General features: G+C 65.6%; 25 protein-coding genes and 1 tRNA gene. 15 read left to right on the top strand and 11 right to left on the bottom strand.

The features are described from left to right. The first annotated feature begins 28 nt into the window (after positions 1 to 28). The 7 genes from O6X71_RS01375 to O6X71_RS01405 all read left to right on the top strand — a co-directional run bounded on the left by O6X71_RS01375 (position 29) and on the right by O6X71_RS01405 (position 10,052). A complete protein-coding gene (locus tag O6X71_RS01375; protein WP_353464132.1) occupies positions 29 to 1,141 on the top strand; it encodes a metallophosphoesterase family protein in 1,113 nt (370 codons plus the stop codon). 52 nt (positions 1,142 to 1,193) lie between these two features. After that, entirely contained in the window at positions 1,194 to 2,447 is a 1,254-nt protein-coding gene (locus O6X71_RS01380; RefSeq protein WP_353464133.1) for an arsenic transporter, read from the top strand. Between the two features lie 133 nt (positions 2,448 to 2,580). After that, positions 2,581 to 3,087 (top strand): 2Fe-2S iron-sulfur cluster-binding protein, encoded by a 507-nt coding sequence (locus tag O6X71_RS01385; protein WP_353464134.1) that lies wholly within the window; start codon positions 2,581 to 2,583, stop codon positions 3,085 to 3,087. After that, a complete protein-coding gene (locus O6X71_RS01390) occupies positions 3,084 to 4,070 on the top strand; it encodes an FAD binding domain-containing protein (RefSeq protein WP_353464135.1) in 987 nt (328 codons plus the stop codon). Before O6X71_RS01385 ends, O6X71_RS01390 begins: the two co-directional genes overlap by 4 nt. Continuing rightward, positions 4,067 to 6,403: a xanthine dehydrogenase family protein molybdopterin-binding subunit gene (locus O6X71_RS01395; RefSeq protein ID WP_353464136.1), complete on the top strand. Its 2,337-nt coding sequence runs from the start codon at positions 4,067 to 4,069 to the stop codon at positions 6,401 to 6,403. The genes O6X71_RS01390 and O6X71_RS01395 overlap by 4 nt, the downstream gene beginning before the upstream one ends. A gap of 12 nt (positions 6,404 to 6,415) precedes the next feature. Beyond that, positions 6,416 to 7,597, top strand: coding sequence for a nucleoside hydrolase (locus O6X71_RS01400; protein ID WP_353464137.1), 1,182 nt, complete (start codon positions 6,416 to 6,418; stop codon positions 7,595 to 7,597). Between the two features lie 172 nt (positions 7,598 to 7,769). Then, positions 7,770 to 10,052 carry a TonB-dependent receptor gene (locus tag O6X71_RS01405; protein ID WP_353464138.1) on the top strand — a complete coding sequence of 761 codons (2,283 nt, stop codon included), beginning with the start codon at positions 7,770 to 7,772 and terminating at the stop codon, positions 10,050 to 10,052. 192 nt (positions 10,053 to 10,244) lie between these two features. Here O6X71_RS01405 and O6X71_RS01410 read toward each other — a convergent pair whose 3' ends face one another. From O6X71_RS01410 to O6X71_RS01420, 3 genes are all read right to left on the bottom strand, one after another. Beyond that, the gene (locus tag O6X71_RS01410) at positions 10,245 to 10,457 is read right to left on the bottom strand and encodes a hypothetical protein (protein ID WP_353464139.1); all 213 of its coding nucleotides are present in this window, start codon (positions 10,455 to 10,457) and stop codon (positions 10,245 to 10,247) included. Positions 10,458 to 10,731: 274 nt separating this feature from the next. Beyond that, positions 10,732 to 10,953 (bottom strand): hypothetical protein, encoded by a 222-nt coding sequence (locus O6X71_RS01415; protein WP_353464140.1) that lies wholly within the window; start codon positions 10,951 to 10,953, stop codon positions 10,732 to 10,734. 67 nt (positions 10,954 to 11,020) lie between these two features. Continuing rightward, positions 11,021 to 11,245, bottom strand: a complete 225-nt coding sequence (locus tag O6X71_RS01420) for a hypothetical protein (RefSeq protein ID WP_353464141.1) — start codon at positions 11,243 to 11,245, stop codon at positions 11,021 to 11,023. 34 nt (positions 11,246 to 11,279) lie between these two features. Here O6X71_RS01420 and O6X71_RS01425 point away from each other — a divergent pair, with 34 nt between their 5' ends. Further along, on the top strand, positions 11,280 to 11,528 hold the full coding sequence (locus O6X71_RS01425) for a hypothetical protein (protein WP_353464142.1): 249 nt from the start codon (positions 11,280 to 11,282) through the stop codon (positions 11,526 to 11,528). Between the two features lie 349 nt (positions 11,529 to 11,877). Here O6X71_RS01425 and O6X71_RS01430 read toward each other — a convergent pair. From O6X71_RS01430 to O6X71_RS01455, 6 genes are all read right to left on the bottom strand, one after another. After that, a tRNA-Lys gene (locus O6X71_RS01430) sits at positions 11,878 to 11,953 on the bottom strand. A 156-nt stretch (positions 11,954 to 12,109) separates the two neighbouring features. Next, positions 12,110 to 13,216, bottom strand: coding sequence for a rod shape-determining protein RodA (gene rodA / locus O6X71_RS01435; protein WP_353464143.1), 1,107 nt, complete (start codon positions 13,214 to 13,216; stop codon positions 12,110 to 12,112). Positions 13,217 to 13,235: 19 nt separating this feature from the next. Further along, positions 13,236 to 15,278, bottom strand: a complete 2,043-nt coding sequence (mrdA, locus tag O6X71_RS01440) for a penicillin-binding protein 2 (protein WP_353465032.1) — start codon at positions 15,276 to 15,278, stop codon at positions 13,236 to 13,238. A 26-nt stretch (positions 15,279 to 15,304) separates the two neighbouring features. After that, entirely contained in the window at positions 15,305 to 15,835 is a 531-nt protein-coding gene (mreD, locus tag O6X71_RS01445; RefSeq protein ID WP_353464144.1) for a rod shape-determining protein MreD, read from the bottom strand. Next, positions 15,832 to 16,704, bottom strand: a complete 873-nt coding sequence (mreC, locus tag O6X71_RS01450) for a rod shape-determining protein MreC (RefSeq protein ID WP_353464145.1) — start codon at positions 16,702 to 16,704, stop codon at positions 15,832 to 15,834. The genes mreD and mreC overlap by 4 nt, the downstream gene beginning before the upstream one ends. 106 nt (positions 16,705 to 16,810) lie before the next feature. Further along, positions 16,811 to 17,854: a rod shape-determining protein gene (locus O6X71_RS01455; RefSeq protein WP_055878614.1), complete on the bottom strand. Its 1,044-nt coding sequence runs from the start codon at positions 17,852 to 17,854 to the stop codon at positions 16,811 to 16,813. 141 nt (positions 17,855 to 17,995) lie between these two features. Between O6X71_RS01455 and mutL the strand changes: the two genes are divergently transcribed. Then, a complete protein-coding gene (gene mutL, locus O6X71_RS01460; RefSeq protein WP_353464146.1) occupies positions 17,996 to 19,801 on the top strand; it encodes a DNA mismatch repair endonuclease MutL in 1,806 nt (601 codons plus the stop codon). A 7-nt stretch (positions 19,802 to 19,808) separates the two neighbouring features. Here the strand turns inward: mutL and O6X71_RS01465 are convergent, their stop codons facing one another. Together O6X71_RS01465 and O6X71_RS01470 are read right to left on the bottom strand one after the other, a co-directional pair. Beyond that, positions 19,809 to 20,234 (bottom strand): DUF2442 domain-containing protein, encoded by a 426-nt coding sequence (locus tag O6X71_RS01465; RefSeq protein WP_353464147.1) that lies wholly within the window; start codon positions 20,232 to 20,234, stop codon positions 19,809 to 19,811. Continuing rightward, positions 20,218 to 20,430, bottom strand: coding sequence for a DUF4160 domain-containing protein (locus tag O6X71_RS01470; protein ID WP_353464148.1), 213 nt, complete (start codon positions 20,428 to 20,430; stop codon positions 20,218 to 20,220). The genes O6X71_RS01465 and O6X71_RS01470 overlap by 17 nt, the downstream gene beginning before the upstream one ends. A 187-nt stretch (positions 20,431 to 20,617) precedes the next feature. Between O6X71_RS01470 and O6X71_RS01475 the strand changes: the two genes are divergently transcribed. The 6 genes from O6X71_RS01475 (at position 20,618) to guaA (ending at position 25,351) form a co-directional block, all read left to right on the top strand. Next, the gene (locus tag O6X71_RS01475; protein ID WP_353464149.1) at positions 20,618 to 20,863 is read left to right on the top strand and encodes a hypothetical protein; all 246 of its coding nucleotides are present in this window, start codon (positions 20,618 to 20,620) and stop codon (positions 20,861 to 20,863) included. Positions 20,864 to 21,017: 154 nt separating this feature from the next. Further along, on the top strand, positions 21,018 to 21,386 hold the full coding sequence (rpsM, locus tag O6X71_RS01480) for a 30S ribosomal protein S13 (RefSeq protein WP_056015521.1): 369 nt from the start codon (positions 21,018 to 21,020) through the stop codon (positions 21,384 to 21,386). A gap of 84 nt (positions 21,387 to 21,470) precedes the next feature. Beyond that, positions 21,471 to 21,860 (top strand): 30S ribosomal protein S11, encoded by a 390-nt coding sequence (rpsK, locus tag O6X71_RS01485; protein WP_031395237.1) that lies wholly within the window; start codon positions 21,471 to 21,473, stop codon positions 21,858 to 21,860. Between the two features lie 97 nt (positions 21,861 to 21,957). After that, a complete protein-coding gene (locus O6X71_RS01490; protein WP_031395236.1) occupies positions 21,958 to 23,028 on the top strand; it encodes a DNA-directed RNA polymerase subunit alpha in 1,071 nt (356 codons plus the stop codon). Between the two features lie 249 nt (positions 23,029 to 23,277). Next, positions 23,278 to 23,700 carry a 50S ribosomal protein L17 gene (rplQ, locus tag O6X71_RS01495; protein ID WP_056047937.1) on the top strand — a complete coding sequence of 141 codons (423 nt, stop codon included), beginning with the start codon at positions 23,278 to 23,280 and terminating at the stop codon, positions 23,698 to 23,700. 94 nt (positions 23,701 to 23,794) lie between these two features. Beyond that, a complete protein-coding gene (gene guaA / locus O6X71_RS01500) occupies positions 23,795 to 25,351 on the top strand; it encodes a glutamine-hydrolyzing GMP synthase (RefSeq protein ID WP_353464150.1) in 1,557 nt (518 codons plus the stop codon). Positions 25,352 to 25,437: the final 86 nt, after the last annotated feature.

The raw sequence follows: 25,437 nt of genomic DNA on the forward strand, positions 1-25,437 counted from the left end.
ATCTGCCACACGACTTGAAAGAGCTTTAATGACAGGATGCCTGACCTGGATTCACTTTGGCGATCTGCATGTCGACGAGGCCGATGCGTATGAAGGACTGTCCCGGTTTAGCGCGCTGATTGCGAGTGCCGGGGCGCATCTGGGCAGTGCGGTCGACTTCGCGCTGTTGCCCGGCGACAATGCCAATCACGGTACCGACGACCAATATGCGCGGATCGCGGACGCAATGAAGGGGCTGTCGTTGCCGTGGCAAATTCTGGCGGGCGATCATGATTTCGAGCCCGGCGACCTTACCGCGATGCGCACGATCACAGCGAAGATGGCGCCCTATGCGGAGACGATCGCGGGTTATCGCTGCCTGTTCCTCGATATCGTCTCGGCGGGGAAGGGCGGTCCCGACTTCCGGATCGACCCGGCCCAGCGCGCCTGGATCGAACGCGAACTGAGCGCCGCCGCGGTCGCTGGCGAACCGGTCGCGGTGTTCATGCATGCCTATCCCGGCGACCTGCGCGATGATCCCGACGGTATCGCCGGGCTGTTCGCCGCGCACCGCGTCGAGTTCGTCGATACCGGTCACACGCATTATAACGAGCTGCTCAACGACGGCCGCGTGATCTACGGCGCGACCCGCTCGACCGGACAGGTCGAGGAGGGCGCACCCGGTTTCTCGATCGTCACGCTCGATGACGGCGTGCCGAGCTGGCGGTTCCAGGCGATCGACGATCCCTGGCCACTCGTCCAGATCACCAGCCCCGCCGATCGTCGCCTGATCACTGACCCGGCGCGTGCCGACAACGTGCCCGGACGCGCCTTCACGGTCCGCGCGAAGGTGTTCGGCAGCGCAGACACGGTGTCGCTGCACGTCGATGACGGCCAAGCCGTCCCGATGACGCGCGTCGACGGCGTGCCCTCGCTTTGGAGCGCCTCTGTCGATGGCGTAGCGGATGGCCTCCACCATCTCGCCGTCCGGTGTGACGGGAGCGAGGATCGGATCGAGATTCTCGTCCGCAACGCAGGGCCACGACCGAAGCGCAATCCTCCCGTAGCGCTCGGCCGCGACGTGAACGCGATCGGTGCCTGGCCCGAGCGTGGTATCGACGGCGCGCAACGCGGCCCCAACAAAAACGGACTCGATTGGTGAATACGGCAATGATGACGATGGTCCCGCGTATCGGCGCGCGGATGCCCGCGGCATGACGCTCCAGACCTACGCGATCTGGGCGATCTGCTTCGTCGCGACCTTCGGCGTGATCACGCGTCCGTTCAAGCTGCCCGAAGCGGTCTGGGCGGTCGCTGGCGCGGCGGTGTTGCTCGTGTTCGGACTGATGTCGCCCGGTGCAGCATGGGCCGCGGTGCTGAAGGGTGGCGACGTCTACCTGTTCCTGATCGGTATGATGCTGCTGTCCGAGGTCGCCCGCGAACAGGGACTGTTCGACTGGGTCGCCGAGCACGCGGTGCGCCTCGCAAAGGGATCGACCAGCCGCCTGTTCGCGCTCGTCTTCGGCGTCGGCATCGTTGTGACGACCTTCCTGTCGAACGACGCGACCGCAGTGGTGCTGACCCCCGCCGTCTATGCCGCAGCCAAGAAAGCGAAGGCGGACCCGCTGCCGATGCTGTTCGCCTGCGCGCTGATCGCCAACGCGGCGAGCTTCGTCCTGCCGATTTCGAACCCCGCAAACCTCGTACTGTACGGTGGCGAGATGCCGTCGCTTGGCGCGTGGATGGCGTCGTTCGCACTGCCGTCGTTGCTGTCGATCGGCGTGACGTTCCTTATGCTTCGCTGGGTCGAGCGCGAGCGGCTCACTGGGCAATGTGAGATCGTCGTCGAGACCGGCACGCTGCCGCGTGGTGGCAAGATCGCGTTTGGTGGAATCGTCGCGACAGCGGCCCTACTGATCGCTGCGTCCGCACGGGGCTATGAGCTGGGACTGCCGACCTGCCTGGCCGGTATCGCGACGATGGCCGCGATCTGCATCGGGGAGCGCAAGTCGCCCTTCACGACGCTCAGCTCGGTATCCTGGGCGGTGCTGCCGCTGGTCGCGGGCCTGTTCGTGCTGGTCGAGGCACTCGCAAGCACCGGCGTTATCACGATGCTGGCGCGCTGGCTGGCGGCGGGGGCAGCGCACTCGCCATCGACGACCGCAGGCATTGCGGGCACGATCCTGGCATTCGGTTCGAACCTGATGAACAACCTGCCAGCTGGGTTGATCGCGAGCACCACGCTGCAACAGGCCCATGTCCCGCAGATCGTTACCGATGGATTGCTGATCGGCGTCGACCTCGGCCCGAACCTGTCGATCACCGGCTCGCTAGCCACCATCCTCTGGCTGACCGCAATCCGCCGCGAGGGCGAGGACGTCGGCTTCTGGCGGTTCCTGAAGGTCGGCGCGGTCGTAATGCCGCCCGCGCTTTTCGCGGCACTCGGGGCGCGGTTGATCGTCGGCTGAGCGACCGGGTCGAGTACGCGAAATTGCGTCACGAGACGCTTGGCAGACCTCCCCCACACTGACTATACCGGTCGGTACTGAAATACGGACTCGGCGGATGCAACGACACCGCCGGCTCAACAGGAGAGTGGCGATGTCGATACTTATCAACGGGTCAGCGGTGGCGCTGCCCGACGATCCTCGTGTCTCGCTGCTCGATCTGTTGCGCGAAGGGCTACATCTGGCCGGCACCAAGAAGGGCTGCAACCAGGGCGCGTGTGGCGCCTGCACCGTACTCGTCGATGGGGAACGGATCGTCTCCTGCCTCGCCCTCGCGGTGCAGTATGACGGGCGGCAGGTGACGACGATCGAGGGGCTGGCCGACGGCGATGCGCTGCATCCGTTGCAGCAGGCGTTCATCGATCACGACGGCTTCCAGTGCGGCTATTGTACGCCCGGCCAGATCTGTTCGGCGATCGGCATGGCGGCTGAGGCGAAGCGGGGCGTGCCAAGCCATGTCAGCGCCGATCTCACCGCCGACGTGACGCTGACCCGCGAGGAATTGCAGGAGCGGATGAGCGGCAATCTGTGCCGCTGCGGTGCGCATAACGGGATCATCGACGCGATCCGCGAAACCGTAGCAGCGGAGATGACGGCATGACCCCCTTCACCTACGCGCGCGCTGAGAACGCCGCAGACGCTCTCCGGCTCGGGCAGGCGAATGCGACGGCATACCTTGGCGGGGGTACCAACCTGGTCGACCTGATCCGGGAGACGGTCGCTAAGCCAAGCACGCTGGTCGACGTGACCGGGCTGTCGAACGAGATCGAGGAGACCGAGAGCGGCGGGCTGATGATCGGCGCGGCGGTGCGCAACACCGCGCTTGCCGAACATCTGGCTGTGCGGACGCGCTATCCGGTATTGTCGCGCGCGATCCTGGCGGGCGCGTCGGCGCAGATCCGGAACATGGCGACGGTCGGCGGCAACCTGCTCCAGCGGACCCGGTGTACCTATTTCTACGACACCGACGGATCGCGCTGCAACAAACGCGCGCCGGGGTCGGGCTGCGACGCGATCGAGGGTTTCACGCGGGGACACGCCATTCTCGGTGCGTCGTTGGCGTGCGTCGCGACGCATCCGTCGGACATGTGCGTGGCACTCGCCGCGCTCGACGCGATCGTGCATCTGCACGGGCGGGGTGGGGCACGCACCTTGCCGTTCACCGATCTTCACCGCCTGCCGGGCGATCATCCCGAGTTCGATACCGTGCTCGAGCCGGGCGAACTCATCACCGCGATCGAACTGCCGCCGCTAAGTTTCGCGGCCAACTCGACCTATCGCAAGGTGCGCGACCGGGCGAGCTACGCCTTCGCGCTCGTCTCGATCGCAGCCGCGCTGGAGATCGAGGACGGCGTCATCAAGGACGTGCGGATCGCGCTTGGCGGGGTCGCGCACAAGCCGTGGCGCGCGTCGAAGGCGGAGGCAGCATTACGGGGCGGCCCCGCGACCGAGGAGGCGTTCCTCGCCGCCGCCGTCGCCGAGATGGCGGACGCCGCGCCGCTGCGCGACAACGGTTTCAAGATCGCACTGACCAAGCGCACCCTCGTCGCCGTGCTTGGCGACCTTGCCGGAGCAGCAGCATGAGCATCGTCGATACGGTCAAGGAAACCGCGCAAGGCCTGGTCCAGGGCGCGATGAGCAAGCTCGTGCCGCTCGCCCCCGACAGCTGGGTTCCGGGCGGCGTGCCCGATCCGCTGATCCGTCAGCAGCATGGGCTGATCGGTACGTCGGTGTCGCGGCTGGATGGCCCGCTCAAGGTGCGCGGTGCGGCAACCTTCGCGGCCGAGTTCCCGCTGGAGGGCATGGTCTACGCCGCGCTCGCCTATGCGACGATTCCGCGCGGGCGGATCGCGGCGATCGATACCGCGGCTGCGGAGGCTGCGCCGGGCGTCGTGGTAGTGATGACGCACCTGAACGCGCCCCGGATGAACCCGCCGGCGGTGTTCGGCTCTTCGCCCACCGCGGCGGGGCCTGCCGACCTGCCGATCATGCAAGACGACCGCGTCCACTGGAACGGTCAGCCGATCGCGGTCGTACTCGCCGAGACGCAGGAGCAGGCCGATCACGCCAAGTCGCTGATCGTCGCGACCTACGCCGCCGAGCCGTCGACCACCTCGCTCGCTGCGGCAATGGCGGAGGGACCGCAGCCGGGCCTGTTCATGGGTCAGCCGTTGCTGAACGAGATCGGCGATGCGGATGCGATGTTCGCGGCGGCGGCGCACAAGGTCGATAATGTCTATCGCACGCCGCGTCACAACCACAACGCGATCGAGCCGCATGCCGCGACGATCGCGTGGGTCGGCGACGAATTGGTCGTCCACGACGCGACGCAGCTCGTCACCGCAGAGGCGCAGACGATCGCCGACGTGTTCGACTTGAAGGCGGCGCAGGTCCGCGTCACCTCGCCATTCGTCGGCGGCGGGTTCGGTGGCAAATGCCTGTGGGATCACCAGATCCTCGGTGCCGCCGCCGCCAAGCTCGTGCAGCGCCCGGTCCGCATCGCTCTGTCGCGCGAGGGCGTATACCGCGTCGTCGGCGGGCGGACGCTGACCGAGCAACGCGTCGCGATCGGCGCGGACGCGGACGGCCGCTTCAAGGCGCTGGTCCACACCGGCATCGCCGCGATGACGCCGCACAACAACATGCCCGAACCCTTCATCCTCGGCACGCGCGGTGGCTACGCCGCAGACAGCTTCAAGCTGTCGGTCGAGACGGTCACGATGAACATGCTTGCGAACACATTCATGCGCGCACCGGGCGAGGCGGTCGGCACGTTCGCGCTGGAATCGGCGATCGACGAGCTGGCGGTCGAACTCGACATGGACCCGATCGCGCTGCGCATCCGCAACGAGCCGGACAAGGAACCGACCACGGGCCTGCCATTCTCGTCGCGGCATATCGTCGAGGCATGGCGCAGCGGTGCGGAGCGGTTCGGCTGGAGCGAGCGGAGCGCGAAGCCAGGAACGCGTCGCGAAGGCGAGTGGCTGATCGGCATGGGCTGCGCGACGGGGACCTATCCCTATTACCGTATGCCGGGCGCTGCCGCACGGATCACGCTGCGTCGTAACGGGGATGCCCTTGTCGAGATCGCCGCGCATGAGATGGGGATGGGGACCTCGACGACGACCGCGATGGTGGCCGCCGATCGCCTCGGGCTCCCGCTCGAACGCGTCTCGGTCGGCTATGGCGATTCGATCATCCCCGGCGCGATCCTGGCGGGTGGCTCGCAGCAGACCGCGGCGATCGGCGCCGCGGTGATCGCCGCGCATCATGCGCTGGTCGCCGAACTGCTGAAGCTTGCGGGCAATGATTCGCCGCTCGCGGGCCTATCGCCGGACGAGGTCGGAAGCGAGGATGGCGGGCTCGCCAAGCTCGACGACCCGACCCGCCGCGAAAGCTATGTCTCGATCCTCGATCGGGCGCAGCGCGAGAGCGTCGTTGTCAGTGAGGAAGCGTCGCAGCCGCTCGAGCTCATGCACTGGTCGATGCATTCGCACAGTGCGCTGTTCTGCGAGGTCCGCGTCAACGCGGTCACTGGCGAGACCCGCGTCAGACGCTTCCTGGGCGCATTCGATTGCGGTCGAATTCTCAATCCCAAGACCGCGCGCAGCCAGTTCCGCGGCGGGATCGTCATGGGCCTCGGCATGGCGCTGATGGAGGAAACGCAGTTCGACGAGCGCAACGGCCGCATCATGAACCCGAGCCTCGCCGAATATCACGTGCCCGTGCACCTCGACGTCCCCGAGATCGACGTGATCTGGACCGACATCGCCGACCCGCACACGCCGATGGGCGCGCACGGCGTGGGCGAGATCGGCATCACCGGCGTCGCCGCGGCGGTGGCGAACGCGATCTACAACGCCACGGGAACGCGCGTGCGTGACTTGCCGATCACGCTGGACAAGGTGCTGATCTGATCGGAGAGCGTATTGCCAGTCCTGCCGGAGATCGCCTGCATGGACTGGCATACCGATCTGGCGGGGAAGAGTTGCGCGATGGCCTTTCGTTTCGTCCCGGTGGGCTGTCTCATCGCGCTGCTGTCTCTCGCCACGCCGGTCGCAATCTCGGCACAGGACGCGACGGCCAAGCGGCTCGTCCTGATCGATGACGACGTCGTCGGACTGAACGGCACGCCTGCACTGCTGCTTCAGGCACCGGGCGTCGAGGTGCTGGGGATCACCACGACCAGCGGTTCGGTCTGGCGCGATACCGCAACGGCCTATGCGCTGCGGACCGTCGAGATCCTCGGGCGCACCGACGTGCCGGTGGTGCCGGGCGCAACCTATCCATTGGTGAACAGCGAGGCGGCGACAAAGCGGTGGGAGGGGCTCTACGGACGGCTCGAGTTCAAGGGGCCGTGGACGGAGCCCGTGTCCGGCGATACGGCTGGTACGCCGTCGCCTTCGGTCGTGCCCAGCCTGCCGATCGGCGATCCCGCTACCAAACCGTCCGGCGAGATCGCCGCCGCGTTCCTCGTCCGGATGGTCCGCGCGCACCCGCACCAGATCACGCTGTTCGCCACCGGCCCGATGACCAACATCGCGCTCGCGCAAAGCCTCGACCCGAGCTTCGCCGCGAATGTGAAAGAGCTCGTCTACATGGGCGGCAGCCTGAATCCACAGCAGTCGATCGACACGCCGGCGGCTGCCGCGTTCGCGCGCGAGTTCGTCAATACGCCGCGCCGAGAGTTCAACATCCGCTGGGATCCCGAAGCCGCGCGGATCATGGCGCACGGGGCGTGGCCGAAGGTGACGATGGTCCCGATCGACCCGTCGACGGGCACGCAGTGGACGCGCGGCTTCCTCGACAGCCTCAAGCCAGCCCGCACAGCACTCACCGACACACTTCAGACCGGGCTCGAACCGGGGTTTCCGATGTGGGACGAGATCGCGGCGATGGTCTGGCTGGCGCCCGCCGTCGTCACCCGCGCCGAGGTGCTCTACATCGATTTCGACACCAGCCAGACCGCCGGATACGGCGATACCCTATCGTGGCACGACGCATACCGCCCACATCTCGGCGAGCGCGCGCAGACCGTCGTGCTTCGCGTCGACCGGGCGAGGATGGAGACGGCGATGCGCGCGCTCTACCGGCGACCCCTCAAGCGCTGAACGTCATCGCGGCAGCGCGGACTGGGGCAAAGATGTCGCGGTCCCCAGCAAAAATGCATCGCGGTTCATCGCGTCTATTGCCGCGCGTTACAGCGGTGTTACCGATTGGCGACGGATCCGGGTCACACGGATCGACGCAGGAGGATGTTCGAAACCCAAGGGGGGACCATCCATGATTCGCTTGCCCGTTCGTACGTCTGCCATCGCCCGCCTGCTCGCCGCCAGCGCGCCGCTGCTCGTTTTCGCCGTGCCCGCCGTCGCACAGGAACAAGGGCCGGCTGCACAAGCGGTGAGCGATCCGGCGAGCGACCAAGGCGTCGGTGAGATCGTCGTCACCGCGACCCGCCGCCGGGAATCGTCGAAGGACGTGCCGCTCGCGGTCACCGCGATCAGCGGCGAGAAGCTCGACGTGCTCAATTCGAGCGGCCTCGACATCCGCTTCCTCGCCGGACGGACGCCGAGCCTCCAGGTCGAATCCTCCTTCGGCCGCACCTTCCCGCGCTTCTACATCCGCGGCCTCGGCAACACCGATTTCGATCCCAACGCCGCGCAGCCGGTGTCGGTGGTGTATGACGACGTCGCGCTCGAAAACCCGATGCTGAAGTCGTTCCCGGTCTTCGATCTGCAAAGCGTCGAAGTGCTGCGCGGTCCGCAGGGCACGTTGTTCGGGCGCAACACGCCCGCGGGCGTCGTGAAGATCGATTCCGCCAAGCCGAACCCGGACAAGGTCTCGGGCTATGCGACCGGATCCTGGGCGACCTACAACACGATCAATGGCGAGGCGGCGATCAACCTGCCGATCGGCAACGGCTTCGCCTTCCGCGCGTCGGGGATAATCCAGTCGCGCGACGATTGGGTGAAGAACGACTCCACGACGGGCAATGCGGATCGCAAGCTCGAGGGCTATCGCGACGTCGCCGGTCGCTTCCAGCTCGGCTATACCAGCAGCGACTTCAACGCCTTGCTGAACGTCCACGTCCGCGACCTGACGGGCTCGCCACGCATCTTCCGCGCCGGGCTGTTCAAGCCGGGCACCAACGACTTCAACACCGGGTTCGACCCCAAGCACGTCACGCTCGACGGCTATACCAGCCAGAGCCTCACGCAATGGGGCACCAACCTGCGGCTCGACTATCACCTCGACGGCATCGGCACGTTCTACTCGGTCACCGGCTACGAGCAGGCGAAGGTCGAGAGCACCGGCGATGTCGACGGCGGCAACAACTACACGTTCCTCGGCGGCACGATCGGCGCGATCGGCGTCGGGCTGTTCCCGTCGAACACCGGCGGCCTGACCAAGCCCAAGGAGTTCAGCCAGGAACTGCGCTACGCCAGCGAGGACATGAACGGCATCCGCCTCCAGGGCGGGCTGTATTACTTCCACCAGACGCTGCGCTATCACCAGTACGACTATGCGTTCGGCGGTACCGGATCGCGGGCGACCGATCTCGACCAGGATATCTTCCACGACAACCGCAACGAGAATTACGGCGCGTTCGCCTCGATCGAGGCCAAGCCGACCGAACTGCTGACGTTGCGCGCGGGCGTCCGCTATTCTCACGACTATCGCAACGACCTCGTGACCGCACCGATCCCCGGCACCGGGATCAGCGACACGCTGCCCGCGCGCGCGGTCGTTCGTGGCTCGAACGTGACCTGGGACGCGAGCGCGACCTATGAACTGACGCCCGCGATCAACGTCTATACGCGGCTCGCGACCGGCTATCAGGGCCCGGCGATCCAGGACCGCGTGACCTTCGGCAGCGTCCAGAGCACCGCGCCGAAGCAGACGACCTTCTCGGGCGAGAGCGGTTTCAAGGGCACGCTGCTCGATCAGAAAGTGAACTTCTCGCTCGACGCCTATTGGTACAGCACCAAGGACCTGCAGATCACCGCGGTCGGCGGCAGCAGCAATTCGGCACGCCTGATCAGTGCGAACAAGGCGATCGGCTACGGCGTCGAGGGCGAATTCGAGGCGCGGCCATTGCCCGAACTGACGCTGACCGCAAGCGGCAGCTACAACTTCACCGAGATCCGCGATCGGGGCATTGGCGTCGGCGTTTGCGCGACCTGCACCGTGCTCGATCCGATCGTCAACGGGTTCGCGGTGATCGACGGCAACGATCTTCCCCAGGCACCGCGCTGGATCGCCAACTGGACCGCACGCTACGGCATCCCGCTCGCGAACGGCGGCGAGGTCTACGCCTATACCGACTGGGTCTATCGCAGCCGTATCAACTTCTTCCTGTACGAAGCGGTCGAGTTCACCGGCAAGTCGTCGCTCGAAGGCGGCCTCAAGGTCGGCTATAAATCGCCGAAGGGGTACGAGGTCGGCGCGTTCGTCCGCAATATCACCAACCAGTATCGCAGCATCAGTGCGATCGACTTCAACAACCTGACTGGCATGATCAACGAACCGCGGATCATCGGCGGTCAGTTCAAGGTCGCGTTCTGATGAAATGAATGTCCATGGAAGCCTTCGCGATACCGGCGCATAGGCTTCCGATTTGGAAGTGATTAGGACTGAGCTGAACTCAGGCCGTTTATTTAACAATTAAGGCTGGACCAGCTCCATAGGGGGCGGCTCTGGCATCGTCTCGTGCGGGGACAGGATGATGGGCCGGCGCGTGAGCACCGGCCCAGACAGTCAGTTGCTGTCCGAATTATTGTCATCTTCGTGATCGATGATCAGATAGGCAACGCCAGCGATGATGCCGGCGCCGATGACGATCGGAACGATGCTCTGACCGGCAAGCTTGCTCGACTTCTTGGTCGGCGTGCCCGCACGAACTGCCGGTGCCAGCGAAAGCGACCCTGCCGAGTTCGCGCCTGCGGGCGCTGCGATGGCTGCGACTGGCATTGCCGTCATTGCGATGGCCGAAGCGCCAAGAATCCATGTTTTAATCATAAGTCACTCTCTCATGTACAAGCCGGTTCGGCCGCCCCGCCCCAACGGTTTTAACATAGGATGGTTCCTGCGCGCGAAATGCAGCGCTAGTTCCGCGTGACGTGAATAACTAACACCCTGTCTTCACAAGCCACGATACCTGCGGCCGTTCAGCAAAATCGCGGGGTCGATCTAACTGGGCTCTGTGCGAGGGTCCGCCCTAATCCCCTGGTACCACACAGAATCTTCAACCGGGGATGCCCCAATTGGCCTCCTCGCTGGCGGCCTTTGCCGTACGCACGAGGTGCTCGACATAGTTCTGGAAGATCGGAACGGTGAACGTGACCAGGGTCGGCTCGCCCTTTGGCTCCTTGAAGGTCAGTACGACGAACCGCTGGCCGTCCTCGTCGAGGACAAGCCCGGCCTCCATCGCGCCGGGGCCGCTGGGGGTGAGGATCGTTGCTGTCATGTCGAATACTCGTCGGCAGGGTTTGCTCCGTCAGTAGCGCCCCGCGCTTCCGTGTCCATGCACCGTTCTACGATCGGCGCAGGTCCCGGACCTCGATCCAAGTGATCGGTCGATCGCGGCCCGCGCACGTGATGAACAAATTCTGAGACTCGGCATCGTCATATTCATCGAATGCCTGGACCATCTCTTGCAGAGAGCCGCTGGCCAGAGCGCCTTCGGCATCCGCCTCATCGTCGTTGGCAGCGTTGTCCCGCATCAGCCGGGCGGGCATGTTCCACATGGTCTTCAACACGAATTCGTCTCCCGGCCCCCGGTAGATCGCGGTCGTGGCCTGTCCCTACGTCGGCGTCCAGACCAGTTCGGCGCCGTCTGCGGTCGCCTTGATCCACCGCACGACGAACCGCGAAGGGACCGGCGATTCCGCTCGCTTGGCATTAGGTCGCATGGGCTTCGATCCGGTGTTGGCGGCGTTCCCGAATTCTCCGCAGGGCAACCAGAGCAAGCGTCGCATCGGCGTCGACCCGGTTGGCAAGGTGCTCGGATCGTCCGCGGGCCTGATCGCCGACGCGTCCTAAGGCGGTCAGGGCACCGATCGGGGTGGGCATCGGCAACGCAATCGCGACCGTCATGCGGGAGCGGGGAAGCGACTCGTGTCGTTCCAACGACATGTCGTGATGCAGCAGGCGCTCTATCTGCTCACCACTGACGAGTAGCCTAGCCTGCTATTTGAAGCCGCAAGCGTTCGCTTCGCTCGCAGGGATAACAAAAGGCGCCCACTCCGCGGGCTGTAGGACGTAGCTGGGCACCGGCGGATAAGGTTGCACATCGCCACCAGAGCCAATTCAATGCATATAGTCCATAGCACTGGGCCGGTTTGATCCCCCAATAGGGTAACCATTATTTAGCTATAACTGTTTAAGAAAATGGTGGACGCACTTGGGCTCGAACCAAGGACCCGCTGATTAAGAGTCAGCTGCTCTACCAACTGAGCTATGCGTCCATTCCGGGGCGGTTTTGAGTGGCGCCCTGGTGTGACGCCCCGCTGCTGGAGGCGCGCTGTTAGCAGACTCATCGGGGGCCGCAACCCCCTTTTCGTCGATCCGAGTCCGTTTTGGGCGATCAGGCCGTTTTTTTCCGAATTAAACCGGTTTTCGCCTCACCAGCCCACCGTCTTGCGGTTCTGGCGGTCGATCGACATCAGGATGCCCAGGCACAGCAGCACGGTCATCTGCGCCGAGCTGCCGAAGCTCACCAGCGGCAACGGGATGCCGACGACGGGGGCGAGGCCCATCACCATCATCAGGTTGATCGCGACGTAAAAGAAGATCGTCGTCGACAGCCCGGCGGCGGTTAGCCGGCCGAAGCGGGTCTGCGCGCGCTGGCCGACCTCGATTCCCCAGCGGATCACCAGCAGGAACGCGAGGATCAGCAGGCAGCCGCCGACCAGGCCCCATTCCTCCGCCATCGTCGCGAAGACGAAGTCGGTATGGCCCTCGGGGAGGTAGTCGAGGTGGCTCTGCGTGCCCTGGAGGAAGCCTTTGCCCCAGATCCCGCCCGAGCCGATCGCGATCTTCGACTGGCTGATGTGATAGCCGGTGCCGAGCGGATCGCTCTCAGGATCGAGGAAGATGAGGATGCGGTTGCGCTGGTAATCGTGCAGCGCGAAATTGATCGCGAGCGGGATCGCCACCGCGGCGGTGATCGCGCCGCCGACGAACAGGCGCAGCGGTATGCCTGCGAGGAACATCACCGTCGCGCCGCCCGCGCAGATCATCAGGGCCGTGCCGAGATCGGGCTGCTTCATGACGATAGCGGCGGGGACGCCGATCAGTAGCGCCGCGGGCCATACCGCGCTGAACCGTCGCGTCTCGCCGGGCGGAAGCATGTCGTAGAATTTCGCGCATGCGAGCACGATGGCGGGCTTCATGAATTCGGACGGTTGCAGGCGGATGAAACCGAGGTCGAGCCAACGCTGCGACCCGCCCGAGACCTTGCCGAGGATCTCGACCGCGATCAGCGATACGACAATCAGCGCATAGGTCGGCAGCGAGCCCGCCTTCCACGTCCGCTCGGGGACGTAGGACAAGGCGATCGCACCGCCGAGCAGGACGAAGAAGCGGATGCCCTGCGACAGCGCCCAGGGTTTGAGCGAGCCGCCTGCCGCGGAATACAGCACGACCTGGCCGAAACAGCCGATCGCGACCACCAACAGCAGGACGCGCCACGGCAGCTTGGCGAGCGGCTCGGGGACGATACGGTTCATGGGCATGGCTTGGATGCGATCATTGCTGGCGGTCCCGCGAATCGTCCTCTGCCACGGTCGCGCCCGGCGCCGTTAGCGCCTCCTGCGTCGCGTTGGCCATGTTGGTGGCGTTCTCGACTGCGGGGGCGTCGCTGGGCACGATCGCGTCGGTCTTGGTGGCGATCGCCGCAGGCGGTGCGGATTGCGCCTTGCGGTAGGTTTCCGCGGTCGCCGCCATGCGCGTGCGGATATCGCCGCCCCAGGTTGGTTCGACCTCGGCGAGCGACTTCAGCGCACGCTCGCGGTCGAGCATGTAGGTCATGATGTCGCGGCCGATCATCGGCGTGTCGAGGTTGCGCACGGTATGGCCGTTATGCTCGAGCACGACCGCGAGCGCATACCGCGGATTATCGGCAGGCGCGAAACCGATGAAGAGCGCGTGGTCGCGCATCTTGAACGGCAGCTGCCCGTTCTTGAGCACGCCCGAGCGCCGTTCGGCCATCGTGATGCGGCGGACCTGCGCGGTGCCGGTCTTGCCCGCGATCGCGACGCCCGGGATCAGCAGTTTCGCCGCGCCGCCGGTGCCGCCCTGGTTGATCACCCCGAACATCGCGTCGCGGACGCGCGCGAGATGCTCGGAATCGATCGCGAGGGCAGGGGAGTCGCGGTGGACGTGGCTGGCGAGGATACTCGGCTGCAACGCGCGCCCCGAGGCGAGCCGCGCGGCCATCACCGCGAGCTGCAACGGGTTGGCCAGCACATAGCCCTGGCCGATCGACGCATTCAGCGAATCCGCGACGGTCCAGTCATGCTTGTACTTCTTCAGCTTCCACGCCGGATCGGGCACCGTTCCGTAGCGCTGCGTCGAGAAGGGCAGGTCGAACTTCTGGCCGAGGCCGAGCGTGCGCGCGATCGGCGCGATCGCGTTGTAGCCGACCCGCCGCGCCATCTCGTAGAAATAGATGTCGCAGCTCTGCATGATGGCGTTCTTGAGATCGAGCGGACCGTGGCCGCTTTTCTTGTGGCAGTGGAACACGCTGGTCCCGAGCCGCATCGCCCCCGAGCAATTGACGCGCGTCGACGGATCGACGCCCGCGTTCATCAGCGCAAGGCCGTTCATCGGCTTGACGGTCGAACCCGGCGGATACAGCCCCTGCGTCACCTTGTTCATCAGCGGCACGTGATCGTCGTCGCTCAGCATCTGCCATTCGAGATGGCTGATCCCGTCCGAAAAGCTGTTCGGATCATAGGCCGGCATCGACACCATCGCGAGCATCTCGCCGGTGCGGGTGTCGAGCACGACGACCGATCCGGAGTTGGTGCCGAGCCGCCTTGCCGCATATTCCTGAAGCCCCACGTCGATCGTCAGCCGTGCGGTCTTGCCGGGGACGTCGGGCTTGGTGGCGAGTTCGGCGACCAGCTTGCCGCGCGCGGTGACCTCGACTCGCTTGGCACCGGCGACGCCGCGGAGTTCGGCCTCGAGCATCTTCTCGAGCCCGTCCTTGCCGAGCTTGAAGCCGGGCGTGACGAGCAGCGGGTCGCGCGTCTTCTTATACTGTTCGGCGTTAGGCACGCCGACATAGCCGGTCAGATGCGCGACCGCGGCACCCGCCGGATAGCTGCGCGCAAACCCGCGCGTGGGCGCGACGCCGGGCAGTTCGGGCAGGCGGACGCTGACCGCGGCGAACCGCTCCCAATCGAGATTCTCAGCGACCTGGACGGGCTGGAACCCGGCGGCGTGTTCCAGATCGATCGCGATCCGCTCGACTTCCTCGGGCGGCAACTGGAGGATGCGCCCGAGCAGCGGCAGCACGCGCTCCTTGTCGCGGAGGCGGTCGGGGATGATATCGACGCGGAAATCGGTGCGGTTGTTGGCGATCGGCACGCCGTGGCGGTCGACGATCCAGCCGCGGCGGGGCGGCAGCAGCGTCATGTTGACGCGGTTGCTCTCCGACAACATCGTATAGCGTTCGTTCTGCGCGATCGACAGCCATGCCATTCGCCCGGCGAGCAGCAGCCCGACGCCGCCTTGCGCCGCGCCCAGCATCCACGCGCGCCGCGAGAAGCTGTACGCCTGCGACATCTCGGTGACGATCCGCGGGGTATTCCTCACTCGGCGCCCCGTTTGTTCTGAATCGCCGCGACGATGCGGGCCGCCAGCGGGAACATCAGGATCGTCACCGCGATCTGCGCGATCAGGATCGTGTCGACATGCGCGCCGACCGGCACTGCGATGAAGCGCCCGGCGATGATGCACGCCGCGATGAGTCCGCCACCGATCAGCCAGTCCTGCCAATAATCGCGAAACGCCAGGCGCTGCTCGATCATGTCGATCGCGACGAAGGCGAGCGACCACATCAGCACCGCGCTGCCGAGCGGCTGGCCGCTGACGAGGTCGTCGAAGAAACCAAGCGGCGCGGCGGCCCAGGGCTTGAAGGCGAACCGTGCGAGCAGCCGCCACGCGAGCAGCATGACGAACCCGAATGGCGGCAGCAGCGGGATCGTCGCGACCACCGGGATGATCGTGATCAGCGACCCGGCCATCACCGTCAGCCACGGGATCGCACGCGACCGACCCGCGGGGATCTTGGTCTCGAACGGCTTGTAGTCGACGCTGTCCATCGGGCGGGGCGGCATCATTGCTGTGTCACCGGGCGAGGCGGCGGGACCGGCATGAACATCCGCTCGACGAGCGCGAAATCGAGCGTGTCGGGATCCGCGAACGCCCGCGCCATGACCGAGTCCGAGCCCGCCTTTGTGACTCGCGCGACAGGCACGCCGGGTGCGTAGATCCCGCCGGTACCCGTCGTCACGAACAGGTCGCCCGCATTGAAGCGCACGTTGGTGGCGTTGACCGAGCGGATGTCGATCATCCCGTCGCCGCGCCCCGCTGCGATCGCCGGCATGCCGTCGCGCGTGCGGCGGACGGGCACGATGCTGTCCCCGTCGCTGAGCAACAGGATGCGCGCTGCGTTGGGCCCGGTCTCGACCACGCGACCGATCAGCCCATCGGGACCGCGCACCGGCATGCCGGGCAGCACGCCGCTCCACCGGCCCGCGTTGAGCAACGCGTAGCGCCGTCCGCTCGACGCGCTCGAACTCACCAGCCGCGCGGTAACGACCGGCACAGTCGAGCGTTCGCGGATCGCGAGCAGGCTGCGCAACCGGCGATTGTCATACGCGATCGTCCGCGCGCGCATCAGCAGCGCCCGCGTCCGCTCGCGATCGGCGCGCAACGCGACGTTCTCCTGCTTCACGAAGAAGTAATTGCCGATCGCATCGGGGATGCCCGAGATCGACGTGCCTACGGTGGCGAGCCCGGTCGAGACCGGCGTCGTCACTCCCGCGACGCCCATCCGCAGCGCGGAAAACGCAGGCGGATTGAACGTCGACGCGACGAGCAGCACCAGGCCCACCACCGCACCGGCGACGGCGAGCACATAGCCCATGAACACACCATATTGCCGACGCCGGGAAAACCCCGTGCGCCGGTCGCGGGCTGGCGCCATGCGCCTGTCCCCCTGTCTCGGGCGCCGCCGAAGTGCCGGGGGACCTACCCCTGCGACTCGGACGACGCGATTTCGTGTCCGCGTGTCTTAAAGCAAAAACAAACTCTTAGCCGCTCATCAGCACGCCGCGGAACAACGGATCCTCGAGCGCACGACCGGTGCCGAGCGCGACGCAGGTCAGCGGGTCCTCGGCGACCGTCACCGGCAGCCCGGTCTCGTCACGCAACACTTCGTCCAGCCCTTGCAGCAGAGCGCCACCACCGGTGAGCACGATGCCCTGGTCGACGATATCCGCGGCCAGTTCCGGCGCGGTATTCTCGAGCGCGACGCGGACGCCCTCGACGATCGTCGCGACCGGCTCGCTGAGCGCCTCGGCGATCTGGCCCTGGTTGATCTGGATCTCCTTGGGCACGCCGTTGACGAGATCGCGGCCCTTGATCTGGATGATCATGCCGATGCCGTCGACCGGCGGCTTGGCGATACCGACCTCCTTCTTGATCCGCTCCGCGGTCGCTTCGCCGATCAACAGGTTATGGTTGCGGCGCACATAGCTGACGATCGCCTCGTCCATCTTGTCGCCGCCGACCCGTACCGAGGTCGTGTAGGCGAGACCACGCAGCGACAGCACCGCGACTTCGGTCGTGCCGCCACCGATATCGACCACCATCGAGCCGATCGGCTCGGTCACCGGCATATCCGCGCCGATCGCGGCCGCCATCGGCTCCTCGATCAGCCAGACCTGCGACGCACCCGCGTTCGACGCGGCATCGCGGATCGCGCGGCGCTCGACCTTGGTGGAGCCCGACGGCACGCAGATCACGATCTCTGGCCAGCGCGCGAACTTGCGCGGGCCGTGGACCTTCTGGATGAAATACTTGATCATCTGCTCGGCGACGTCGATGTCCGCGATCACGCCGTCGCGCAAAGGCCGGATCGCCTCGATGTTGCCCGGGGTCTTGCCCATCATCATCTTGGCGTCGTCGCCGACCGCCTTGACGCGCTTGATGCCGTTGATCGTCTCGACCGCGACCACCGACGGCTCGTTCAGGACGATGCCGCGGCCACGGACGTAGACGACGGTGTTCGCGGTGCCGAGGTCGATCGCCATGTCGTGCGACATGAACTTGAAGAAACGCGAGTAGAAGGCCATTCAATCAGGGTCCCGTAATCCTTGGCCGCCGGACGGGCAGCCCATCGCACAAAAATCTCGCGTGGCCCGCCGGTGTTTAACTCACCGGGTGCTTGCGTTTGCGGGTCGCGGGATGCCGTCGCTTGGTCTAGACGCAAACCCATGTCAATACGGCGTCTCCCCGAGCATCTGGTCAATCGCATCGCCGCCGGTGAAGTGGTGGAAAGACCCGCCAGCGCGTTGAAGGAGTTAGTCGAAAACGCCATCGACGCAGGGGCAGGACGCATAGCGATTCTCCTCGTTGAGGGCGGCACGTCGCGGATCGAAGTCGCCGATGACGGCTGCGGCATGACACCCGCCGACATGGCGCTGGCGCTCGAACGCCACGCCACCTCGAAGCTGCCCGACGAGTTTATCGAATCGGTCGTGACGCTCGGTTTTCGCGGCGAGGCGCTGCCCTCGATCGCGAGCGTCGCAAGGCTGACGATCGAAAGCCGGATCCGCGGCGCCGAAGGCTGGGCCCGGACCGTCGACAATGGCCGGGTGGAGCGCGAAGGCCCCGCCGCGCTCCCGCCCGGCACGCGCGTCGTCGTCGAGGACCTGTTCGCGCGCGTCCCCGCCCGCCGCAAGTTCCTCCGCTCCCCCCGCGCCGAATACGCCGCCTGCCTCGACGTCGTCCGCCGCCTCGCAATGGCGCGTCCCGATATCGGCTTCACGCTGGAGCATGACGGCCGCCGCGCACTGTCGGCGATGCAGGTCGAGGACCGGCCGGGCAGGGTGGCGACGCTCACCGACCGCGCACTCGCCGACAATTCGGTCGCGATCGACCTCGAACGCGAAGGCCTGGTATTAGGCGGCGTCGCCAGCCTTCCGACCTACAATCGCGGTATCGCCGACCACCAGTATCTCTTCGTCAACGGCCGCCCGGTAAAGGACCGCCTGCTGATGGGCGCGATCCGCGGCGCCTATGCCGAGATGCTCCCGCGTGACCGCCACGCAGTGGTGGCGCTGTTCCTCGACATCCCTACCGACCAGGTCGACGTCAACGTCCACCCCGCCAAGACCGAAGTCCGCTTCCGCGACCCCGCAATGGTAAGAGGGCTCATAGTCTCGGGCTTGCGCCGCGCCCTCGACGCCGCCGGCCACAGAAGCCAACGCGCCAGCGACTCCGCGCTCGCCATGTGGCAACCGGAAAACATCTCCTCTCCCCCCGGGGGAGAGGAAGGGGCCCGTCCGCAAAGCGGATGGGAAGGTGAGGGCACCCCCCAAAGGCTCCCGCTGGAAAACCGAAGCTACAGCACCGTCAACGAAGCCCGCCCCACCTTCTTCGCCGCGCCCCCGCAGGCGCGCGCAGAACCCGCCTGGACACCCCCGCCCCAAACTGCGGCTTTCCCGATGGGCGTAGCAAGAGGCCAGGTCGCAAAAACCTACATAGTAGCCGAAGCCGAAGACGGCCTCGTCCTCGTCGACCAGCACGCCGCCCACGAACGCCTCGTCCTCGAACGCATGCGTGCAGCCCTGATCGGCGGCACCATCGCGAGCCAGGCCCTCCTGATCCCCGAAGTCGTAGAGCTGGACGAATCCGCCTGCGACCGCCTCGAATCCCGCGCCGAAGAACTGTCGGAGTTCGGCCTGGACCTCGAACGCTTCGGCCCCCACGCGATGCTGGTCCGCGCAACCCCAGCCTTGCTCGGCCAAAGCGACCCCAAAGGCCTCGTCACCGACCTAGCCGACGAACTCGCCGCCTTCGACGAAGCCCTCTCCCTAAAGGAACGCCTCGACGCAGTAGCCGGCACGATGGCCTGCCACGGCTCCGTCCGCGCCGGCCGCATCCTGTCGGTCCCCGAAATGAACGCGCTCCTCCGCGAAATGGAAGTCACCCCCCATTCCGGCCAATGCAACCACGGCCGCCCCACCTGGGTAAAGCTCGCGCACGGCGACATCGAGAAGTTGTTCGGGCGGAAGTAACCGGGCTCTATGCGGCCTTGCGGGGGCGTCCGCCCTTCGCGCCATTCGCCCGCGCCGCCGCTGCCTTGGCCGGCGACGTTGCCTGACCCGCATGACGCGCCAATTCGCGCGTCATCCATTCCCGCGTACCGAACAGGCCCGACACCAGCGCCGGGACATAAAGGTCGGCATCAAGCGCGGCCCAATGGAGATTGAACCCCAGGCCATCGACTTCGACGTCGGCAAGCTGATCGTCGGTCGCGCCGCTCAGATCCTGGACGAGCCGGGCGGGAAAGGCATAGGTGCAACCATTTGTCAGATCGATCATCACGCGTCCGGTCGTGCGATCATAACGGGCTTCTGCTGCCCGCACCGCGGTCGTCATCAAGTCCTGCCCGCGCGCTTCTGCCGCATCGAACTGGGCTTCGAGCTGGGCGTCAGTCTTTTGAGCCATGTATCTTCTCCCATTCCGCGAGAAAGTGCGCCTGATGCTCTATCGCCTCCGCCATCAGGCGTCGGATGTCGCCGCGCTTGATGCCGATGCTCTGGATCATCTCCGGCTTGCCATCCGCGCCGAGCAGATTGATCTTCGCCTGCCCTGCGCCGGTGATGTGAACATGCGCGGGTTCGTGATCCAGGGTGTAGATCACGAACCGAAAGCCAAGGGCACGGTGAACTACAACCGTCGCTTTAAATAACCCATCAGATGGGTTTGTACAATGGGGCGGGGGCTAGATATGCTTGGACAGTCGTACTTGGAGAACGGTGTGCGAGGAGTCGTCATAAGGTCAGGCGTGGCGTTGGCATTATCGCGCCATTCCGGGCACAACGCCGCAAATGGACGCACTCTCCCTATTCGGCCTAGCCGCAGTATCCTTCACCCTGCTATGCTACGCCAAGGAAGCCGGTTCGCACTGGTGGACGCTCGGTTTCGCATTCGGCTGCGTGCTCGGCTCGATCTACGGTTTCCTCCAGGGTGCATGGCCGTTCGGGGTGGTCGAACTCATCTGGACGGTCGTCTCGTTCCGCCGCTGGCTCAAGATGCGCCACGCTGCACCGTCCCACGCGGAACCGCTCGCTTGACACTGCGTTAGCGCGCGCCTATTCGAACTCTCCCCGACACGACGGTTCCGGCGGCGCTTGTTTGCGTTCGTCGCTATCGTGCGTTTCGGTTCATCGCTAAGAGATGGGGTCTGTGCAGCCATGCCGGACCTCGTGGAGCAGGAGAACCAAGTTCATGGCACGTATCGCGGGTGTTAATATCCCGACCAACAAGCGCGTGGTGATCGCGCTGACCTATATTCACGGCATCGGTTCGACCAAGGCCAAGGAAATCGTCGCGAAGCTCGGCATCGCCGACACCGCCCGCGTCCAGGACCTGACCGACCAGGAAGTCCTGCACATCCGCGAGACGATCGACGCCGATCACACCGTCGAGGGCGATCTGCGCCGCCAGACCTCGATGAACATCAAGCGCCTGATGGATCTCGCCTGCTATCGCGGCCTGCGTCATCGCAAGGGCCTCCCGGTCCGCGGCCAGCGCACGCATACCAATGCGCGCACCCGCAAGGGTAAGGCCAAGCCGATCGCCGGCAAGAAGAAGTAATCCACTTTTTCAATGGATTACTCCGCCGGCGCTGGTCCCAACGGGCCGCCCGGCGTCACGCAGATACAGGTCAGGAAATACACCATGGCACGCGAACCTCAGCGCATTAAGCGGCGCGAGCGCAAGAACATCACCTCTGGCGTCGCTCACGTGAATGCCAGCTTCAATAACACCATGATCACGATCACCGATGCCCAGGGCAACGCGATCTCGTGGTCGTCGGCCGGCGCAATGGGCTTCAAGGGCTCGCGCAAGTCGACTCCGTACGCGGCCCAGGTCGCAGCGGAAGACGCCGGCAAGAAGGCCGCCGAGCACGGCGTCCGCACGATCGAAGTCGAGGTCAAGGGCCCCGGCTCGGGTCGCGAATCGGCACTGCGCGCGCTTCAGGCAGTCGGTTTCCAGATCACGTCGATCCGCGACGTGACCTCGATCCCGCACAACGGCGTGCGCCCTTCGAAGCGTCGTCGCGTCTGATTCTCCGCCTCCCGTGCGCGGTTGATCGCGCCGCACGGGTGTATTTTATTGGTCGGCGGACACACCCGTTCGCCGGCCCCCAAATTAGGGGAAGCATGTGTCTGTCAACGCAAAGAACTGGCAGGAACTCAAGAAGCCCAGCGGCCTGGAGAAAAAGGCCGGTGGCGACACCAAGCGCAAGGCGACCTTCATCGCCGAGCCGCTCGAGCGTGGCTTCGGCCTGACGCTCGGCAACGCGCTGCGTCGCGTGTTGCTCTCGTCGCTGCAGGGCGCGGCCGTCACCTCGATCAAGATCGAGAACGTGCTGCATGAGTTCTCGTCTCTGGCCGGCGTCCGCGAGGACGTGACCGACATCGTCCTCAACGTGAAGCAGATCGCGATCCGCATGCAGGGCGAGGGGCCCAAGCGCCTCCAGCTCTCGGCAACGGGTCCGGGTGAAGTCAAGGCCGGCGACATCGCCGTCTCGGGCGACATCGAGATCATGAACAAGGATCTCGTGATCTGCCACCTCGATGAGGGTGCGACGCTCAACATGGAGCTGACCGCCGACATCGGTAAGGGTTACGTGCCCGCGACCGCAAACCGCCCGGCCGACGCGCCGATCGGTCTGATCCCGGTCGATGCGCTGTACTCGCCGGTACGGCAGGTTTCGTACAAGGTCGACCCGACCCGCGTCGGTCAGGACCTGGATTACGACAAGCTGACGCTGACGATCGAAACCGACGGCACGATCACCCCGGAAGACGCAGTCGGCTATGCCGGTCGCATCCTCCAGGACCAGCTCGCGCTGTTCGTCCACTTCGACGACTCGTCGGTCACGCGTTCGTCGGCCCCGATCGGCCAGGCAGCACCCGCTGCCGGTGGTGCGGAGCCAGCAGGCGACACCCAGCAGATCAACCGTTACCTTCTCAAGAAGGTCGACGAGCTGGAACTGTCGGTGCGTTCGGCGAACTGCCTCAAGAACGACAACATCATCTACATCGGCGATCTGGTCGGCAAGACCGAAGCCGAGATGCTGCGTACGCCTAACTTCGGCCGCAAGTCCTTGAACGAGATCAAGGAAGTGCTGTCGTCGATGGGTCTTCGTCTGGGCATGGAAATCCCCGGCTGGCCACCTGAGAACATCGAAGAGATGGCCAAGAAGCTCGAGCAAGAGATAATGGGCTAAGGCCAAGTCGCACCGGGTTAGCGCAAGCTAACCCGGAGACGACGCCAGCCCGGCCGGCGGGTTCACCCGACCGACGACGCGGCTTTGCCGCGGCGCCACCCGGCTCAAGGTGATAGGGAAGAGCTAAGGAAGCGTCCTAGGCGTAACCTTATCCTAACCTTTGAACGAAAGGCGATCGGTCGCGGCCTCAACGGCGACCAGCTCCCGGGTACCTCACACGGCCCCTGAACGAACGAAAAGGTATTAAACATGCGCCATCGCGTAGGCGGCCGTAAGCTTCAGCGGACCTCGGCCCACCGTCTTGCTCTCTTCCGCAACATGAGCGCCGCGCTCATCAAGCACGAGCAGATCACCACCACCGTCGCCAAGGCAAAGGAATTGCGTCCCTACGTCGAGAAGCTGATCACGCTCGCGAAGAAGGGTGGCCTGTCCAACCGTCGTCTCGCGCACGGCAAGCTGCTCGACGACGCGCAGCTGATCAAGTTGTTCGACACGCTCGCGACCCGTTATGCGGATCGCAACGGCGGCTACACTCGCGTCATCAAGGCCGGTATCCGCATGTCGGACGCCTCGCCGATGGCCGTCATCGAGTTCGTCGACCGCGACGTCTCGGCGAAGGGCCAGGATTCGGGTCCGGTGATGTCGGACGAGGATTACAACGAAGCGGCATAATCCCCGCCTAGTCGTATTCGAATTGCAGGCCGCGTTTCCCATCCGGGAGGCGCGGCCTCTTTCGTTACGGGTCCCATCCGGCTATGCGCCCGACATGGAGCACCCAGACAGCATTCTCATCGTCGATTTCGGCAGCCAGGTAACCCAGCTGATCGCCCGCCGCGTGCGCGAGGCTGGCGTCTATAGCGAGATCGCCCCCTTCCAGTCCGCCGAGGCCGCGTTCGACCGGATGCAGCCCAAGGGCATCATCCTCTCGGGCGGCCCCGCCTCGGTCACCACCGAGAACTCGCCGCGCGTGCCGCAACGCTTCTTCGAGGCGGGCATCCCGATCCTCGGCATCTGCTACGGCCAGCAGGTCATGTCCGCACAGCTCGGCGGCAACGTGATCGTCTCGGGCGACGGTGGCGAGTTCGGCAGCGCGTTCATCGAGGTCAAGTCCAACTGCGCGCTGTTCGACGGCCTCTGGGCCGAGGGCGAGCGCCACCAAGTCTGGATGAGCCACGGCGACAAGGTCGACGCGATCCCGCCCGGCTTCACCCCCGTCGCCACCTCGACCGGCGCGCCCTATGCGATCGTCGCCGACGAGGCGCGACGCTTCTACGGCGTGCAGTTCCATCCCGAGGTCGTCCATACCCCCGATGGCGGCAAGCTGATCGCCAACTTCGCGCGCCACGTCTGCGGGCTGAGCGGCGACTGGACGATGGCCGAGTTCCGCGAGACCAAGATCGCCGAGATCCGCGCGCAGGTCGGCAAGGGTCGCGTGATCTGCGGCCTGTCCGGGGGCGTCGACTCGGCAGTCGCCGCCGTTCTGATCCACGAGGCGATCGGCGAGCAGCTCACGTGCGTGTACGTCGACCACGGCCTGATGCGCGCCGGCGAGAGCGAGCAGGTCGTCAGCCTCTTCCGCGGCGCCTACAACATTCCGCTGATCCACGTGAACGTCGAGGAGCTGTTCCTGAGCGGCCTGGCCGGGATCACCGACCCGGAGCTCAAGCGCAAGTTCATCGGCAAGACCTTCATCGACGTGTTCGATACCGAGGCGAATAAGCTCGGCGGCGCGGAGTTCCTGGCGCAGGGCACGCTGTACCCCGATGTGATCGAGAGCGTCAGCTTCACCGGCGGGCCGTCGGTGACGATCAAGAGCCACCACAATGTCGGCGGCCTGCCCGAGCGCATGAACATGAAGCTCGTCGAGCCGTTGCGCGAGCTGTTCAAGGACGAGGTCCGCGTGCTGGGGCGCGAACTCGGCCTCCCCGAAATCTTCGTCGGTCGTCACCCGTTCCCCGGACCGGGCCTCGCGATCCGCATCCCCGGCGAAGTCACCAAGGAACGCTGCGACATCCTGCGCAAGGCAGACGCGATCTACCTCGAGGAGATCCGCGCGGCAGGGCTCTACGACACGATCTGGCAGGCGTTCGCGGTGCTGCTTCCGGTCCGCAGTGTCGGCGTGATGGGCGACGGCCGCACTTACGACAACGTGCTGGCGTTGCGTGCGGTCACCTCGACCGACGGCATGACGGCGCAGGCGTTCCAGTTCCCCGGTGACTTCCTCCCGCGCGTCGCGACCCGTATCATCAACGAGGTCAAGGGCATCAACCGGGTGACCTACGACTACACCTCGAAGCCGCCCGGCACGATCGAGTGGGAATAAACTAGACACGACTACGCGATCCTCCCCCGCAAGGGGGGGGAGGTGTCTGGCTCTTGCCAGACGGAGGGGGAGGACACGAAACAGAT

This window comes from Sphingomonas faeni, from assembly GCF_040407505.1.
Taxonomy (GTDB): Bacteria; Pseudomonadota; Alphaproteobacteria; order Sphingomonadales; family Sphingomonadaceae; genus Sphingomonas; species Sphingomonas faeni_E.

Coding starts and splice junctions, on each gene's coding strand:
- rodA (WP_353464143.1), bottom strand. CDS start 13,216: ATGAACCGTATCGTCCCCGAGCCGCTCGCCAAGCTGCCGTGGCGCGTC.
- mutL (WP_353464146.1), top strand. CDS start 17,996: ATGTCAATACGGCGTCTCCCCGAGCATCTGGTCAATCGCATCGCCGCC.
- O6X71_RS01385 (WP_353464134.1), top strand. CDS start 2,581: ATGTCGATACTTATCAACGGGTCAGCGGTGGCGCTGCCCGACGATCCT.
- rpsM (WP_056015521.1), top strand. CDS start 21,018: ATGGCACGTATCGCGGGTGTTAATATCCCGACCAACAAGCGCGTGGTG.
- guaA (WP_353464150.1), top strand. CDS start 23,795: ATGGAGCACCCAGACAGCATTCTCATCGTCGATTTCGGCAGCCAGGTA.
- O6X71_RS01475 (WP_353464149.1), top strand. CDS start 20,618: ATGGACGCACTCTCCCTATTCGGCCTAGCCGCAGTATCCTTCACCCTG.
- O6X71_RS01405 (WP_353464138.1), top strand. CDS start 7,770: ATGATTCGCTTGCCCGTTCGTACGTCTGCCATCGCCCGCCTGCTCGCC.
- rplQ (WP_056047937.1), top strand. CDS start 23,278: ATGCGCCATCGCGTAGGCGGCCGTAAGCTTCAGCGGACCTCGGCCCAC.
- O6X71_RS01375 (WP_353464132.1), top strand. CDS start 29: ATGACAGGATGCCTGACCTGGATTCACTTTGGCGATCTGCATGTCGAC.
- mrdA (WP_353465032.1), bottom strand. CDS start 15,278: ATGTCGCAGGCGTACAGCTTCTCGCGGCGCGCGTGGATGCTGGGCGCG.
- O6X71_RS01380 (WP_353464133.1), top strand. CDS start 1,194: ATGACGCTCCAGACCTACGCGATCTGGGCGATCTGCTTCGTCGCGACC.
- O6X71_RS01465 (WP_353464147.1), bottom strand. CDS start 20,234: ATGGCTCAAAAGACTGACGCCCAGCTCGAAGCCCAGTTCGATGCGGCA.
- O6X71_RS01395 (WP_353464136.1), top strand. CDS start 4,067: ATGAGCATCGTCGATACGGTCAAGGAAACCGCGCAAGGCCTGGTCCAG.
- O6X71_RS01410 (WP_353464139.1), bottom strand. CDS start 10,457: ATGCCAGTCGCAGCCATCGCAGCGCCCGCAGGCGCGAACTCGGCAGGG.
- mreC (WP_353464145.1), bottom strand. CDS start 16,704: ATGGCGCCAGCCCGCGACCGGCGCACGGGGTTTTCCCGGCGTCGGCAA.
- mreD (WP_353464144.1), bottom strand. CDS start 15,835: ATGATGCCGCCCCGCCCGATGGACAGCGTCGACTACAAGCCGTTCGAG.
- rpsK (WP_031395237.1), top strand. CDS start 21,471: ATGGCACGCGAACCTCAGCGCATTAAGCGGCGCGAGCGCAAGAACATC.
- O6X71_RS01415 (WP_353464140.1), bottom strand. CDS start 10,953: ATGACAGCAACGATCCTCACCCCCAGCGGCCCCGGCGCGATGGAGGCC.
- O6X71_RS01455 (WP_055878614.1), bottom strand. CDS start 17,854: ATGGCCTTCTACTCGCGTTTCTTCAAGTTCATGTCGCACGACATGGCG.
- O6X71_RS01390 (WP_353464135.1), top strand. CDS start 3,084: ATGACCCCCTTCACCTACGCGCGCGCTGAGAACGCCGCAGACGCTCTC.